Genomic DNA, 16,044 nt, shown 5'->3' on the forward strand with positions numbered 1-16,044 from the left:
CCCCGCCCCCCGCCCGGCGCCCCCCCCGCCGCCCCCCCCCAAACGGGCTGGGCGGGGGCCCCCACCTCGGCTGGGCCCCCACCCCGGGCCCGGGCTTTTCCCCCCCGACCTCACGAACTCGATCGATCTCGCCGCTCAGTAGCGACGGATACCGACCAGACTCCAATTCTTCACGACGTCCTTCTTCACGGGGACGCCGTAGGTCGATGCGTGGATGAACTGTCCGTTGCCGATGTAGAGGCCAACGTGTCCGCCACCGTTGAACACCAGGATGTCGCCCGGCTTCGCGTCGGCGAGCGAGGCAACCGCGGTGCCGCCGCCGAGCTGTCCATAGCTGTCGCGCGGAATCGTCAGACCCGCCTGACGGAATGCCCAGCTGGTGAGGCCCGAGCAATCGAAGGCATTGGGGCCGGAGGCACCGTAAGAGTAGGGCGAGCCGATCTTGGTCTCGGCAGCGCGCACGGCCTTCTCACCGGCGGTCTGCGTCGGCGCGAGCAGCGGAGCTCCGCCGCGCGGGCGCAGTTGCTGCGGGATCTGGTTGTCGCTGATGCCCGGAAGCGTGAACTTGCCGACGTTGGGGATCTCGACCGTGGCGTCGGGTGCCTTCGCGACGTCCTGCTTCTTGACGACCGGCGCCTTCTGCTGCTGGAACTGTGCCGGAATCTGCTTGGTGTCGACGCCCGGAAGCTCGAACGTGCCGACATTGGGCACGGTGACCGGCGCTGCCAGAGCGGGACCTGCGGCAGCGGCAAGCGAGCCGAAGGTGATCGACCCGGCGATTACCGCCTTCTTTGCAACCTTGCCGCGGTCGGGCTGTTCCAAACGATGTTTGGCCACGAAGGGTGTTCTCCTTTTGTTCTCCCTCTACCGCCGACCGGGTTAGCTGTCGGGTTCGGGCCGGAAGAAATGGCCCTACGCGCATGCGATTCGAGTGCGAGCACCCGGATCGAGAGCGCGATTCACCCCCATTCGGAAAGCTCCGAAAAAATGAGTGGTTCCCCGGTACGCCAAGATTCATAGCCTTGGCGATTGAGCGGTGACCCCCGCGAACCTCTCCTGTTGGAGCGGGACGCTTCGCAAAGGTCTCGGAAAGGTTACGAAACCGGATGCGTGTCTGTCCACTAACCGACAAACAGCGTGTTCGACCCCCGCACCTCAGCCAGCACGCAATGTAGGCGATCCAGACGACGAATTGGCCGCTTGAACTGCACAGATGCTTGCTCTTGCAGATCGTGCATCGGCGTTGGAGGCCATTGCAGCATGCGTGAATGTATCGATGGCGGCATGGATCTCGGCGTCGTTATCTCGGGCCTCTCTCTTCCATCCGCGCCGTACGCCAGCGGCGGCATCCTGGCTGTTCAGCGGGCCGAAAAGCACTGTCATCACACAGCCGTCGCATGCGTGGTCGCGACCGGGGCAGGTGCTGCAATCGATGTCCATGATGTGATCTCCGTCTCAGTGGGGTGAAATCCTCGGGGATGCGCATGCCGTCGGGAGGCTTCCCCTCCTCCCGCCGGCATCGCGCACCACTGACTCCTTCTGACGGCGAGACTAGGCACCCCCACCGACAAGTCCGGTCGACCGCGTCGAGCAGATGGCGCGCCTACAGGTGGCCGAGGGCAAGTCGCCACATCCGGGACACCTGCCTCACCAGCAACGAACCATCGATGTCGGTGGTTCGAACTACTGTTCGCGACGTGACGTCCTTTGGTGACCAGCTCTCGTTCTCTGACCTCGCGAGCTCCGACCTCGAGGGCTCCGATGTCGAGAACGCTCTCGACAACGAGTTCTCCGATCGGTCCCTGTTCGACACCACGCTCGTCGTGGTCGACCTCGAGACCACCGGCGGCAGTGCGACGAACGACCGCATCACCGAGATCGGCGCGGTGAAGATCCGCGGCGGTGAGGTACTCGGCGAGTTCGCGACTCTCGTCGATCCGGGACTACCGATTCCCCCGCAGATCGTGGCGCTGACCGGGATCACCGAGGCGATGGTCTACGACGCACCGTGTATCGACGAGGTCTTGCCGTCGTTCATCGAATTCGCGCGCGGATCGATTCTCGTCGCCCACAACGCCCGGTTCGACATGTCGTTCCTGCGGCAGAACGCCCTGCGCCTACACCTGCAGTGGCCGTTCAGCGCAACGCTGTGCACGGTCACCATGGCCCGACGCATCCTCGGACGCGACGAGGCGCCGACGGTGCGCCTGTCAGCCCTGGCCGATCTGTTCGACGTCACCGTCCGCCCCACGCACCGCGCCCTCGACGACGCCCGCGCGACCGTCGAGGTCTTTCACCATCTCCTCGAGCGCGTCGGGAATCAGGGCGTGCAGAGCTATCGCGAACTCACCCGCTACCTGCCCCGCACCGATCCCCGACTGCGCGCCAAGCGGCATCTGGCCGACCGCATCCCCGCGCGCCCGGGCGTCTATCTGTTCCGCGGGCCGAGCGACGAGGTCCTCTACGTCGGCACGGCATCGGATCTACGTCGACGTGTGAGGTCCTATTTCTCGGGAGCCGATCCCCGACGCAGGATCGGTGAGATGGTGATGCTTGCCGAACGCGTCGATCACGTCGAGTGCGCGCACGCGCTAGAGGCGGGAGTTCGCGAGCTCCGATTGCTCGCCGCGCACGCCCCCGCGTACAACCGACGCTCGACACAACCCCACCGCGGCTGGTGGGTGACGCTGAGTAACGAGCGGTTCGCGCGGCTGCGTATCGCCCGCACCCCGGGAGAGGTGGGCATCGGGCCGATCGGTAAGCGCTCCACGGCGACCGCGATCGCCGACCTCATCGCTCACGCTGCAGGGTTGCGCACCTGCACAACCCGTCTCGGCGCGACCGCCAGCCATCATTGGTGTCGCCTCCCCGACGACGGCGGTCAAGTCGTCGGTGGATGTGCCGCCGCCTCGACACGCCCCCAGACGCTTCCCGACTACCTACCCGCGGTCACATCCGTCGTCGATCTGCTGCTCGGTCGATCCGACACCATCCTCACGCGGCTCTCACACCGGCTCGACGTGGTCGCCGGAGCCCAGATGTACGAGACCGCCGCGCGCCATCGGGACCGGATGGCCGCAACCATCGATCATCTCGCACGGAGTCAGCGTCTGAGTTCCCTCTGCGCGATCACCGAGCTGGTCGTGGCACGCTCGGACGGCGCAGGCGGCTGGGAGTTGGCGGTCATTCGGCACGGACGCCTCGCTGCGGCGGGCACCGCTCCCCGGGGACACGCACCGATGCCGGTCGTCGCGGCGCTGGTCTCGGCGGCCGAGACAGTGCTGCCGGACGACACCCCGCTTCGAGGCGCCTCGCCGGAGGAGGCAGGTCTGCTCTATCGCTGGGTGTCCGACCCCGCCACGCGCATCGTCGACGCAAGCGACGCGCTCACCACGCCGGTCGGATCGGCGCAGCGCTGGCTGGAGTGGTCGCAGACAGCCCACAACGCGCGGGACATCCGCACGTCGGGTCACCGGTCACGCCCGCGCACCGATGGTGGCCGACTACGCTTGCCCGCATGATCACCGCCATCGTCCTGATCGACGCCGACGTCCACCAGATCCCCGAAACGGCACAGGCCGTTGCCGATATCCCGGGCGTCGAAGAGGTGTACTCATGTGCGGGCGATGTCGATCTGATCGCGAAGATCCGCGTACGCGACCACGAGCAGATCGCCGAGGTCGTGACCGGAAAGATCAATCGGCTGCCGGGAGTACGACACAGCGCGACCCACATCGCGTTCCGCAGCTATTCGTCGAGCGCGGTCGAGGGGGGCTTCTCCATCGGCGAGGAGTGACCCGCACCGAGCAGTCGGTACCTACTTGTTGGCCAGTTCTCCGCTGACTTGAGCCCACCGGTCGAGCAGCCGCGCGGCAGCGCCCGAATCGATCGACTCCGCGGCGCGCTCGGTTGCCGCAGCGAATGCCGCGGTGAGCCCGGCGCTGTCGGTGGCGGACGTCTGCTCGTTGGCGACGAGTGCCCCCGCAGCGTTGAGGAGCACCGCGTCGCGTACCGGACCCGTCGTTCCCGACAGCAGTTTCCGCGCGATGGCGGCGTTCACCGTCGCGTCGCCGCCCTGCAGCGCCGAGAGGTCGACGTAGTCGATCCCGAGGTCGCGCGGATCGATCGTCAGCTCGGTGACCGTGCCGTCGACGACCTGCCACACCGACGACGTGGTGGTCGTCGTGATTTCGTCGAGGCCGTCGTCGCCACGCACCACGAGTACGGAACCACCGCGCTCTGCGAATGCACGAGCGAGAACCGGAGCGAGATCGTCGAACGCACACCCGATCAATCCCGCACGCGGTTGCGCCGGGTTGGTCAACGGGCCGAGCACGTTGAACACAGTCGGTATACCGATCTGCTGGCGTGCGGGAGCGGTGAAACGGAACGCGGGGTGAAAGACCGGGGCGAAGCAGAATCCGATGCCGATCTGGTCGATGCACGCGGCAACCTCGGTGGCACCGAGCGAGATCGTCACGCCCAGGGCCTCCAACACGTCGGCTCCGCCGCTCTTCGACGACGCCGCGCGATTACCGTGCTTGACCACCGGCACGCCTGCAGCGGCGACGACGATCGACGTCATCGTCGAGATGTTCACGGTGTGCGAGCGGTCGCCTCCCGTTCCGACGATGTCGATCGCCGCACGGTCGGTGTCGACGAGGGTGGCGTGGTCGAGCATCGCCTGCGACAGGCCTGCGAGTTCTGCCGGCGCAGCGCCCTTCATCTTCACGCCGACGCCGAACGCGGCGATCTGCGCCGACGTCGCGCTGTCGGTCATGACCTCGTTCATGGCCCATCGTGCCTGGTCGACGGTCAGGTCGATGCCGTCGGTGACGGCCCCGAGGACCTGCGGCCAGGTGTAGCTCTGCTCGCTGCTCACCCCAAGCACCTTAGTTGACCTGCGCACACGACCTGCTTGCGGTCACACTCCACGTCGTGCGATGCGCATGAAGCGAAGCCCGCGGTGCGATTCATCCCGGCCGCTGGACTATCTGCCAGCCCACCGCGACCCCGGCGTGCCTCGACGCCAAGCTCGCCATCCGGGAGCGCTCCTGCGAGAGGTGCAGCGCGTCGACGAGCTGTACGCGCGCAAGAACCACCGGCGCCAACCCAGCCGGAATCGCGAACCGGTCGGCGACGACGTCGACGGGTATCGCCTCGTACCCATCGAGCGCAGCCAGGCCCACTGCCGCCTCGACACTCTGCTCCGGCAGCGCCAGGACATGCCTCACCACGGCCTGAGCGTCGGGACGCAGCGTCGAAGTCTCGAGGATCGATGAGCTTGATGCTGCCTCGTCGTCGGACTCACCGACCACGACGACGTCGCGCTCGGTCACCGTGAGGACGTCGCGCGGCGTAGCTCTGCCTCCGATCATCGCGCGCCGCAACGTTTCCCAGCGTCGCGGCGCCATCGGCCGACCGTTGAGATCGAACTGTCGGCCGTCGCGCCGCGACTCCGGATCGTCGTGGTCGGAGGTACCCATGGAATCGAGCAAAGCACGGCGCCGACCCCTGGGTCCACCGGCACCGCTAACACGCCGAAAGACACCTCCGACCGGCGCCTACCAGCGGGAAGAGAAATAGTTCCCACGAATATCCGACCCGAGTGGTCAGGGCGTACTACGAACCGTCATACTTCAACCTGTGACTAGCGCTGTAGGTACCTCGGGAACAGCCATCACCTCGCGCGTGCACTCGCTCAACCGCCCCAACATGGTGAGTGTCGGCACGATCGTGTGGCTGTCCAGTGAGCTGATGTTCTTCGCTGGACTCTTTGCGATGTATTTCGTCGCACGCGCCAACGCCGGCCCAGCCGGTTGGCCGCCGGAGCCCACCGAACTGAATCTGAAACTGGCCATCCCGGTCACCACCGTCCTCATCTTGTCGTCGGTGACCTGTCAGATGGGCGTGTTCGCCGCCGAGCGCGGCGACGTCTTCGGGCTGCGTCGCTGGTACATCCTCACGTTCGTGATGGGCGCCTTCTTCGTCTGCGGCCAGGCCTACGAGTACTACCACCTGGTCGCCGAGGGCACGACCCTGTCGTCGAGCGCCTACGGCTCGGTCTTCTACATGGCGACCGGCTTCCACGGCCTGCACGTGATCGGTGGTCTCGTCGCCTTCATCTTCCTGTTGGTCCGCACCAAGCTCGCCAAGTTCACTCCGAACCAGGCAACTGCTGCGATTGTCGTGTCCTACTACTGGCACTTCGTCGACATCGTGTGGATCGCCCTGTTCGTCACCATCTACTTCATCCGATGAGCACTTCATCCGATGACACCGATCGCAACGAATAACTGACATGAGGCGAGAACGGTTCCATCCCGAACCACGCTCTCGCCAACAGCTGAGAAGTCCGTCCGCTAGTAGAGAGACCACGATGAGTTCATCTCCACCGGGACCGTCGGATAGCCCTTCCGACGTCGGTCAGGTCGACACAGTTACCTCGAGCAAGGCGCCGAACGCCGCGAAGAAGGCTCGTTCGCGTCGCAAGTTGCGCCGCCGCGCCAGTGGCGCGCTGCTGCTGCTCGCCGGCCTCATGATGGCAGGCGTTCTCGCGTCGTTGCTGTCGCCCAAGCCCCAGGTCGCCGTCGCAGATACCAACGACGCCGCTCTGATCCAGGACGGCAAGAAGCTCTACGAGAGCTCATGCATCACCTGCCACGGCGCCAATCTGCAGGGTGTGGCCGACCGCGGCCCCTCGCTGATCGGCGTCGGCGATGCAGCCGTCTACTTCCAGGTTTCCACCGGCCGTATGCCCGCCGCACGTGGTGAGGCACAGGCCCAGCGCAAGCCACCGAAGTTCGACACCGCGCAGATCGACCAGCTCGGCGCCTACATCCAGTCGCAGGGCGGCGGTCCGCGTCCGCTGTTCGAGAAGAATCCGGATGGCACCCGCAAGACCGAGAAGGTCATGCAGCGTCAAGCCGACGGTTCGATGAAGGAAGTCGTCCTGCCGGTCCTCGCTCAGGACTCGCTGCGCGGCGACAACCTTGGCCGCGGTAGCGAACTGTTCCGTCTGAACTGCGCGTCGTGCCACAACTTCACCGGACGCGGCGGTGCGCTGTCGTCGGGTAAGTACGCGCCGACGCTCAGCAACGTCAAGGAACAGCAGATCTACACGGCGATGCTCACCGGACCGCAGAACATGCCGAAGTTCTCCAATCGCCAGCTCTCGCTGGACGAGAAGAAGGACATCATCGGCTTCATCAAGTACGTCACCGAATCCAAGCCCCAGGGCGGACTTAGCCTCGGCGGCTTCGGCCCGGTCAGTGAGGGCATGGTGATGTGGTTTGTCGGAGTTGTGGCGGTCGTCGCCGCCGCGATGTGGATGGGATCACGAACATGAGCACCACGGACAAGGACGCTCCGTCCGCTGATGAGCTTGACCAGATGACCAACGATGAGTTGGTCAAGCTCGGTACCAACCTCGACGGCGTCGAGATCATCCATCGCGGTGAGCGCTTTCCCGAGCCGGGCACGAAGGCCGAGAAGCGCGCAGAACGCCAGATCGCCGTCTGGCTGATCATCGCAGGCATCTCCGCGCTGGCCTGCTTCGTGATCTTCCTGTGGAACCACTGGGAGTTCGCGCTGCCGGGGACCTCCGACTACTGGCGCTACACCCTCAACACACCGCTGCTCGGTGTGACGTTCGGTCTGTCGATCCTGTCGATCGGCGTTGCGCTCGTCCTCATCACGAAGAAGTTCATCCCGTCCGAGATCGCGGTCCAGGACCGTCACGACGGTCCGGGATCGACCGAGGTCGACAAGAAGACCATCGTCGCCGAACTCGTCGACTCGGGATCGAAGTCGACGCTCGGCCGTCGCAAGATGCTGATCGGCTCCGGCCTCTTCGCATTCGGTGCGCTCGCGCTGACCGGCGTCGTCGCAGGCCTGGGTGGATTCATCAAGAACCCGTGGGCCAAGCGCGAGGACGCACCCCTGTGGCATACCGGTTGGTCGCCGATCTACAACCCCAAATCGCAGCCCAACGAGACCGTCTTCCTTCGTCGCGATACCGGCAACCCGCACCAGGTGGCCCTGGTCCGGCCCGAGGACCTCGACGCAGGCGGCATGGAGACCGTGTTCCCGTGGCGCGTCTCCGATGGATATGGCGAGACCGAGGAGTCGCGCGAGAAGCTGCTCTGGGGACTGCGCTACGTCTCCAACCCTGTGATGCTCATCCGCCTGCGTCCCGAGGACGCAGCCCGGGCGATCAAGCGCAAGGGCCAGGAGAGCTTCAACTACGGCGACTACTTCGCCTACACGAAGGTCTGCAGCCACCTCGGTTGCCCGACCTCGCTGTACGAGCAGCGGACCAACCGCATCCTCTGCCCGTGCCATCAGTCGCAGTTCAACGCACTCGAGTACGCCAAGCCGGTGTTCGGTCCGGCCGCGCGTGCACTGGCGCAGCTGCCGCTGACGGTCAATGATCAGGGGTACATGGTCGCCGCAGGCGACTTCATCGAACCCGTCGGACCCGCATTCTGGGAGCGCAAGTCATGAGCAATCGTCTCGCGAAGCAGGCCGAAGAGGTCGATTCCCGGTACCACCTCGCCGCAGGCATGCGGCGCCAGATCAACAAGGTGTTCCCGACCCACTGGTCGTTCATGCTCGGTGAGGTCGCGCTCTACAGCTTCGTCATCCTGCTGATCTCCGGTGTGTACCTGACCTTCTTCTTCGATCCGTCGATGTCCGAGGTCACCTACCACGGCGCATACCAGCCGCTCAACGGCGTCATGATGACCCGCGCGTACGAGACCACCCTGAACATCTCCTTCGAGGTGCGCGGCGGTCTGTTCGTACGTCAGATCCACCACTGGGCAGCGCTGCTGTTCGCGGCGTCGATCATCATCCACATGGCCCGCATCTTCTTCACCGGCGCGTTCCGTCGCCCGCGTGAGGCCAACTGGATCATCGGCTGCCTGCTGCTGGTCCTGGCGATGTTCGAGGGCTTCTTCGGCTACTCACTGCCCGACGACCTACTTTCGGGCACTGGCGTTCGCGCCGCGATGAGTGGCATCGTGCTGGGAATTCCGTTGGTCGGTACCTGGATTCACTGGGCACTCTTCGGTGGGCAGTTCCCCGGCGACATCATCATCCCGCGCCTGTACGTGCTGCACATCTTGCTGTTCCCCGGCATCATCCTCGCGCTGATCGGTGCCCACCTGGCGCTGGTGTGGTACCAGAAGCACACCCAGTTCCCCGGCCCGGGACGCACCGAGAAGAACGTTGTCGGCGTGCGTATTCTGCCGGTGTTCGCGGCCAAGGGTGGTGCGATGTTCGCATTCACCGCGGGCATCCTCGCGATCATGGCGGGCATCTTCCAGATCAACCCGGTGTGGGTGATCGGCCCGTACAACCCCGCGCACGTGTCGGCCGGTTCGCAGCCCGACATCTACATGATGTGGACGGACGGTCTAGCCCGTCTGATGCCTGCGTGGGAGCTGTATCTGGGTAACTACACGATTCCCGCGATCTTCTGGGTCGTCGTGATCATCACGCTCATGTTCGTCGTGATGTTCGCCTACCCCTGGATCGAGAAGAAGTTCACCGGCGACGACGCTCACCACAACCTGCTGCAGCGTCCGCGCGACACCCCGGTGCGCACGGCTATCGGCGCGATGGCGTTCTCGTTTTACATCATCTTGACGTTGAGCTGCATGAACGACATCATCGCCCTGAAGTTCCACATCTCGCTGAACGCGACGACGTGGATGGGTCGTATCGGTCTCATCATTGTGCCGCCGATCGCCTACTTCATCGCGTACCGGTGGGCAATCGGCCTGCAACGCAGCGACCGCGCGGTGCTCGAGCACGGCATCGAGACCGGCATCATCAAGCGTCTACCTCAGGGCGAGTACATCGAGATCCACCAGCCGCTCGGCCCGGTCGACGATCACGGTCACGCGATCCCGTTGCCGTACGAGGGCGCTGCAGTTCCGAAACGAATGAACAAACTCGGGCAGTCCGGCGCGCCGGGCACCGGTTCGGTGCTTGTCGCCGACCCGCCCGAGCAGCAGAAGCGCAACGTCGAGTTCGAGCACGAGCAGGAACGCGAAGAGATCGACGCCCTGCGCGGGCTGCAGGCCAAGGGCGGCAACCCGCTCGACTGACCAGCTCTCGAAAACAGCAGTCTCCACACGGCTGCCGTCGCACCCCGCGACGGCAGCCGTGTGTTCTTGTCTGCCGTGTCGCTGTGGGCCGTGTGTTGTTGTGGGACAAGCACTCCCCTCCCCCACCGACCGCTACGGTTGAACGATGACACGATTGCGACACATCGGACAGCGCAAGAAGAATCCACGCCATGAGATCGCGAAGGAGCTCGGCACCCTCGACGCGAACCTCTTCCAGGCGATCGCGCGTTCACCGAGTCCGCTGCTCGACCGCACAATGCCGCCCCTCACCGAAGCCGCCAACTATTCGAAACTGTGGATGGGCATCGGCGCCGGACTCATCCTCAGCGGACGTCCTCGCTGGCAGCGAGCTGCGGTCCGCGGACTCGCATCGCTGGCCGTGTCCAGTCTCCTCACCAATCAGGGCGCCAAGCGGATCCGACAACGCAAGCGCCCCTCACCCTCGGTCGTACCACTCGTGCGCAGGGGTTCTCACCAACCGACGTCGAACTCTCTACCGTCAGGCCATTCAGCAAGTGCCGCAGCCTTTTCCGTCGGTGTGGCGCTCGAGTCCCCGCCACTGGGCCTGGTCATGTCTGCGCTCGCAGGCCTTGTCGGACTGTCCCGCGTCGCCACCGGAGCGCACTATCCGGGCGACGTGTTCATCGGGTTCGGGATCGGCGCAGCGGTGGCCACGCTCGGCGGCAAGATCGCTCCGCCGATCATCCCGCACAACATCTCGATTCCCACCCCCACCACCGAGGCTGCGCCGCTTCCTGTCGACGGTTCGGGTCTGGTGGTCCTCGGTAATCCGGCGTCGGGAGACGGCAACAGCGAGAAAGTGCTTGCGGCCGTCCGGACGGAGCTGCCGGGCGCCGAGATCATTGAACTCGGGCCGGACGACGACTACGCGTCAGTCGCGCGTGACGCCGCGCAACGAGCCACCGCGCTCGGGGTGTGCGGCGGCGACGGCACGGTGGCCACCGTCGCGGCAGCGGCGCACGCAGCCGACCTCCCGCTCGCCGTCTTCCCCGGTGGCACGTTCAACCACTTCGCACGCGACATCGGGTGCGACACCGTCGATTCAGCGTTGGCCAAGATACGTGCGGGCGTCGCGACCTCCGTCGACGCGGCAACACTCAACGACGAACGGCTCATCCTCAACACTGCGAGCATCGGTGCGTACCCACACTTCGTGCGCGCCAGGACCAAGTGGGAGCACCGTGTGGGCAAGGGGGCTGCCAGTGCACTGGCGATGCTCCAGGTCGCCCGACACTCCACACCGGTCGAGATCACCATCGACGGCAAGACCGTCAAGACATCGCTGTTCCTCGTCGGAACGTCGATGTACGGCTCGGCAGGGTTTGCACCCGCACGGCGCGAACGACTCGACGACGGCCTCCTCGACGTTCGCTTCCTCGAGGCAGGCAAGCGGCTGGCGACCGTACGGGTACTGGCGAGCCTCGTGACCGGGCTGCTGCAGCGATCGAAGCTCTACCACGAGATGCAGGTGCCCGAGTTCGCCTTCACCACCGACGAACCCACCACCATCGCCCACGACGGCGAGGTCGGCGAGTCGTATACCTCCGCGCGTTTTCGCGCCGAGTACCGAACCCTGAAGGTCTACGGCCACAGCATCGTCGACAAGGACTGAGCCTTACGCGGCGGGCCGCACCACCCACGAGACGAGACCGCCGGATCACCCGACCGCCGCATCACCAGACGTCCCCGGCTCTCCACTCGCAGGAGAGCCGGGCGGCGGTTGAGGCAATCTCGACGTTGCGAATCAGAACCGCGCCTTCGTTGCACCGAGCGCGTGGTCGAGGTCGGTGTTGTCGAAGTCACCGTCGAACGTGGCGTCGAGTAGGCGCATCAGTTGGGGCATCCGCCCCGGCTCGAGGTATGCGGTATGACAAAGCCGCACCCGAGGGTCGGATGCGGCTGTCACGGAATGCGAAATGGGTTGGTGTATCAGTGCTTTTCGGGTCCGACGATGTACTCGAAGACGAGACCTGCCGCTGTGCCGATGATGCAGGCCGCGGCGAAGATCGCCAGCCAGATGTTGCCCGTCGCGAAAGCGATGGCGAACAGTGCAGCGCTCGCCGCGATCAGGATCGGCCACCAGGAACCCGGGCTGAAGAAGCCCAGCTCGCCCGCGCCGTCCTCGATCTCGGCGTCTTCGTAATCCTCGGGGCGGATCTCGACGCGTCGTGAGACGAACCGGAAGTAGGTACCGGCGATCAGGGTCAGACCGGCGCTGAAGAACATGCCGACGACGCCGACCCATTCAACGCCGTTGTCGGTGAGCGCGGTCAGCACTGTGTAGATGACACCGGCGCCTGCGAAGAAGAGCGTGAGCAGCTCGAAGAGTCTCGCTTCGATTTTCACTGGAGTGCTCCGATCGTGCAGTTCGCAAGCTTCGTGTTGCCGGCGTCACCGGACGCTCCGACGGACCCGTCTGTGGCCCGACGCGTATCGAACGGAACGGTCACAACCGACTCGGGCTGCTGGCAGATGTGCTGCAGCGCCTGCGCGTTCGTCTTGCCGGGATTCTCCTGCCGGTACTTGATGTACGCGTCGAAGTCCTGTGGCGACACTGCACGAACCTCGAAGTTCATCATCGAGTGGTACGTGCCGCACATTTCCGCGCAGCGACCGACAAATGCACCTTCACGGTCGATCGAAGAGATCTGGAAGCGGTTGTCGGTGTGGTTCTGCTTCGGGAACGGCATGACGTCGCGCTTGAACAGGAACTCCGGAACCCAGAACGAGTGGATGACGTCGGCAGACGCCAGATCGAACTCGATCCGCTTGCTCGTCGGCAGCACCAGAACGGGGATCGTCGCCGACGATCCGACAGTCTCGATCTGGTTGAACTTCAGGTAGTCCCGCACGTCGTTGCTACGGCCACCGTCGGGGCCGGGGAGCTCGATGGTCTCGCCGTCGTGGATCTGACGGGTGTTCGCGGTCTCGAGATCGAACGGGTTACCGTCGCGGACGAAACCGTTGTACTTACTACCGTCGTCGAATGTGACGTCGCGGTAGCCGAACTTCCAGTTCCACTGGAACGCGGTGACGTCGACGACGACCTTCGAATCGTCGGTCTTCTTCTCGACGTTGGTCTGCACGATGACCGTGAAGTAGAAGAGCACCGCGATGATCACGAACGGGATGGCCGTATATGCCAGCTCGAGCGGCACGTTGTAGGCGGTCTGACGAGGGAACTCGTCCTTGCCCTTACCCGGCTTGTAGCGGTGGAAGGTGATCGTCCAGAAGATCAGCGCCCAGACGATGATGCCCATCACGAGTGCCGCGATGACCGACCAGCTCCACAGGTTGCCCATGTCAGTGGCCTCGGGGGTCACACCGTGCGGCCAGCCGAACCGCATCGCGGTTCGTCCGTCGCAACCCGACATCAACAGTGCGCCGACGCCAAGCGCCGCGACAGCTCCGACCCGCTTGAGGCCGACCCGGTTGGCCATCCGCGACGCCGACGTGGCACGCCGTACGCGGGGCCGTTCACCGTGTGCCAATTTCACGCCTTCCTGCCAGCTCGGAACCGTCGATCAGACGTCCGAGTCGCATCCCACCTGACCTGCAATGACACGCTTGGCGACATCGAACCCGCAGGCAACTGTCACCGTGCAGCGGGCACCGAAGCGCAGCCTTCGCGCCATGTACTACGCAGCGTAGACCAACTCGCGGGAACTTTTTCGGTTGGGGTGACTTCGCGCGTCGAAATCGTTTTCCGGCCCAGGTAATCCCCTCCCGACCGCGTGTTTCGGCGACCCGCGAGCCCTATCCGGAAGGGTGCGCCGACCCCGCATACGGCATACTCGTCACCGCGGCGGTGACGTCATCGCCGCCCCTGTTTTCCACGTCGAAAGAGGCTTTACTGGTGTGTGGCTTGCTCGGTCTGCTGACCTCCGATGAGACGGCGGCTGGTGCCGTCGACCTCGTCGCCAACGCCTCGCACTGCATGCGCCACCGCGGCCCGGACGAGCCCGGCACGTGGAACGACGCCGACATCGTGCTCGGCTTCAATCGTCTGTCGATCATCGACATCGATCATTCGCATCAGCCGCTGCGTTGGGGACCGCCGGAGAACCCCGACCGGTACGCGCTCGTCTTCAACGGCGAGATCTACAACTACCTCGAGATCCGCGCGCAGCTCGCCGCGGACGAAGGCGCGACGTTCCGCACCGAGGGCGACGGCGAGGCGATCGTCGCGGCCTTCCATCACTGGGGACCCGACGCCGTCCGACGTCTTCGTGGCATGTTCGCCTTCGCGATCTGGGACACCGAGACACGCTCGCTGTTCCTCGCCCGCGATCCGTTCGGTATCAAGCCGATGTTCATCGCGACCGGCCCCGGCGGGACCGCGTTCGGGAGCGAGAAGAAGAGCCTCCTGGAGCTGATCGGGCGCCTCGGCCTGCCCGACACGCTCGACGAGCGCGCACTCGAGCACTACGTCGTGCTGCAGTACGTTCCAGAGCCCGAGTCACTGCACTCGTCGATCCGTCGGCTCGAGTCGGGTTCGTACGCGACGGTCCGTCCGAGCGGCGCGCCGTCGGTCACCCGGTATTTCAGCCCGCAGTTCTCGGTCCGCCCCTTCACCGACGCCACACGTCAGAAGCGCTACGACGAGATCGCCGACGTCCTCTCCGACTCCGTCGCCAAGCACATGCGCGCCGACGTCACCGTCGGATCGTTCCTGTCCGGCGGTATCGATTCGACGGCCATCGCTGCGCTCGCGATCCAGCACAACCCCGATCTGATCACCTTCACCGCGGCGTTCGAGCGCGAAGGCTATTCGGAGGCCGACGTCGCAGCCGAGTCTGCGGCCGCCATCGGGGCCCGGCACATCGTGCGGACCGTGACCCCCGAGGAGTACATCGCCGCGATCCCGGAGATCATCTGGTACCTCGACGATCCGGTCGCCGACCCCGCACTCGTCCCGCTGTACTTCGTGGCCCAGACCGCTCGAGAGCACGTCAAGGTGGTGCTCTCGGGCGAGGGCGCCGACGAACTCTTCGGCGGGTACACCATCTACAAAGAGCCCCTCTCCCTGAAGGGCTTCGACCGCCTGCCCTCCACGCTTCGACGCCTCGCGGGCAAGGTCTCCGACCGCATCCCCGAGGGCACCCGCGGCAAGAGTCTGTTGCATCGCGGATCGCTGACACTCGAAGAGCGCTACTACGGGAACGCACGGAGCTTCGACGACGCCCGGCTGCGCGCCGTGCTGCGCGACTACCGTCGGGAGTGGACCCACACCGACGTGACCGAACCCGTCTACGCGCGCAGCGAGGGCTGGGACCCTGTCGCGCGGATGCAGCACATCGATCTCTACACATGGCTGCGCGGCGACATCCTGGTCAAGGCCGACAAGATGACGATGGCCAACTCACTGGAACTGCGCGTGCCGTTCCTGGACAACGAGGTCTTCAAGGTCGCCGAGGCATTGCCGTTCGACGAGAAGATCAGCCATGGCACCACCAAATACGCTCTCCGCAAGGCACTTGAGCAGATCGTCCCGGCGCACGTGCTGCATCGCAAGAAGCTCGGATTCCCCGTCCCCATCCGCCACTGGCTTGCAGGCCCGGAGATGTACGACTGGGCGCGCGAGACGATCGAGAAGTCGCAGACCGACTATCTGCTGAACAAGCAGCCGATCCTCGACATGCTCGACGAGCACCGCGCAGGCACCGTCGACAACAGCCGACGCCTCTGGACGCTCCTGATGTTCATGATCTGGCACGCGATCTTCGTCGAGAAGACGCTCATCCCCAACATCACCGACCACAGCTACCCCGTGCGGCTGTAGTGATCTTGACAAGCTCGATCAGCGGAGGTGGCTCGCCCCGCTGGTTGAGCCGGCCGCAAACAACCGCTGGTTGAGCCGGCTGGCCCCCCGCTGGTTGAGCCGGCT

General features: G+C 65.1%; 13 protein-coding genes and 1 riboswitch. Of the genes, 8 read left to right on the forward strand and 5 right to left on the reverse strand.

Annotated elements, in window-relative coordinates; translation table 11 throughout:
• Positions 1-135: 135 nt before the first annotated feature.
• Positions 136-837, reverse strand: coding sequence for an NlpC/P60 family protein (locus tag A5777_RS01630; protein ID WP_064861416.1), 702 nt, complete (start codon positions 835-837; stop codon positions 136-138).
• A 16-nt stretch (positions 838-853) separates the two neighbouring features.
• Positions 854-1,038, reverse strand: a riboswitch (cyclic di-AMP (ydaO/yuaA leader).
• A gap of 629 nt (positions 1,039-1,667) precedes the next feature.
• Between A5777_RS01630 and A5777_RS01640 the strand changes: the two genes are divergently transcribed.
• Both A5777_RS01640 and A5777_RS01645 read left to right on the forward strand, forming a co-directional pair.
• Positions 1,668-3,521, forward strand: coding sequence for a DEDD exonuclease domain-containing protein (locus A5777_RS01640; protein WP_064861418.1), 1,854 nt, complete (start codon positions 1,668-1,670; stop codon positions 3,519-3,521).
• Positions 3,518-3,796 (forward strand): Lrp/AsnC family transcriptional regulator, encoded by a 279-nt coding sequence (locus A5777_RS01645; RefSeq protein WP_005176218.1) that lies wholly within the window; start codon positions 3,518-3,520, stop codon positions 3,794-3,796. The genes A5777_RS01640 and A5777_RS01645 overlap by 4 nt, the downstream gene beginning before the upstream one ends.
• A 21-nt stretch (positions 3,797-3,817) precedes the next feature.
• Here the strand turns inward: A5777_RS01645 and trpD are convergent, their stop codons facing one another.
• Positions 3,818-4,882, reverse strand: a complete 1,065-nt coding sequence (gene trpD / locus A5777_RS01650; protein ID WP_064861419.1) for an anthranilate phosphoribosyltransferase — start codon at positions 4,880-4,882, stop codon at positions 3,818-3,820.
• Between the two features lie 91 nt (positions 4,883-4,973).
• Entirely contained in the window at positions 4,974-5,486 is a 513-nt protein-coding gene (locus A5777_RS01655; protein ID WP_064861420.1) for a hypothetical protein, read from the reverse strand.
• A gap of 160 nt (positions 5,487-5,646) precedes the next feature.
• On the opposite strand from A5777_RS01655, the gene ctaE reads away from it, so the two are divergent.
• The 5 genes from ctaE (at position 5,647) to A5777_RS01680 (ending at position 11,769) form a co-directional block, all read left to right on the forward strand.
• Complete coding sequence (gene ctaE, locus A5777_RS01660) at positions 5,647-6,261, forward strand: aa3-type cytochrome oxidase subunit III (RefSeq protein WP_174273044.1); 615 nt, start codon at positions 5,647-5,649, stop codon at positions 6,259-6,261.
• Positions 6,262-6,379: 118 nt separating this feature from the next.
• Positions 6,380-7,348: a cytochrome bc1 complex diheme cytochrome c subunit gene (gene qcrC / locus A5777_RS01665; RefSeq protein WP_064861421.1), complete on the forward strand. Its 969-nt coding sequence runs from the start codon at positions 6,380-6,382 to the stop codon at positions 7,346-7,348.
• Entirely contained in the window at positions 7,345-8,505 is a 1,161-nt protein-coding gene (gene qcrA / locus A5777_RS01670) for a cytochrome bc1 complex Rieske iron-sulfur subunit (RefSeq protein ID WP_064861422.1), read from the forward strand. The genes qcrC and qcrA overlap by 4 nt, the downstream gene beginning before the upstream one ends.
• A complete protein-coding gene (gene qcrB, locus A5777_RS01675; RefSeq protein ID WP_064861423.1) occupies positions 8,502-10,115 on the forward strand; it encodes a cytochrome bc1 complex cytochrome b subunit in 1,614 nt (537 codons plus the stop codon). The genes qcrA and qcrB overlap by 4 nt, the downstream gene beginning before the upstream one ends.
• A gap of 145 nt (positions 10,116-10,260) precedes the next feature.
• Positions 10,261-11,769 (forward strand): bifunctional phosphatase PAP2/diacylglycerol kinase family protein, encoded by a 1,509-nt coding sequence (locus A5777_RS01680; protein WP_064861424.1) that lies wholly within the window; start codon positions 10,261-10,263, stop codon positions 11,767-11,769.
• Between the two features lie 317 nt (positions 11,770-12,086).
• Here A5777_RS01680 and A5777_RS01685 read toward each other — a convergent pair whose 3' ends face one another.
• On the reverse strand, positions 12,087-12,503 hold the full coding sequence (locus A5777_RS01685; protein WP_064861425.1) for a cytochrome c oxidase subunit 4: 417 nt from the start codon (positions 12,501-12,503) through the stop codon (positions 12,087-12,089).
• Positions 12,500-13,597 (reverse strand): aa3-type cytochrome oxidase subunit II, encoded by a 1,098-nt coding sequence (gene ctaC, locus A5777_RS01690; RefSeq protein ID WP_005205517.1) that lies wholly within the window; start codon positions 13,595-13,597, stop codon positions 12,500-12,502. Before ctaC ends, A5777_RS01685 begins: the two co-directional genes overlap by 4 nt.
• A gap of 416 nt (positions 13,598-14,013) precedes the next feature.
• On the opposite strand from ctaC, the gene asnB reads away from it, so the two are divergent.
• A complete protein-coding gene (gene asnB / locus A5777_RS01695) occupies positions 14,014-15,939 on the forward strand; it encodes an asparagine synthase (glutamine-hydrolyzing) (protein WP_064861426.1) in 1,926 nt (641 codons plus the stop codon).
• Positions 15,940-16,044 lie beyond the last annotated feature (105 nt).

This window comes from Gordonia sp. 852002-10350_SCH5691597 (assembly GCF_001665715.1).
GTDB lineage: Bacteria > Actinomycetota > Actinomycetes > Mycobacteriales > Mycobacteriaceae > Gordonia > Gordonia sputi.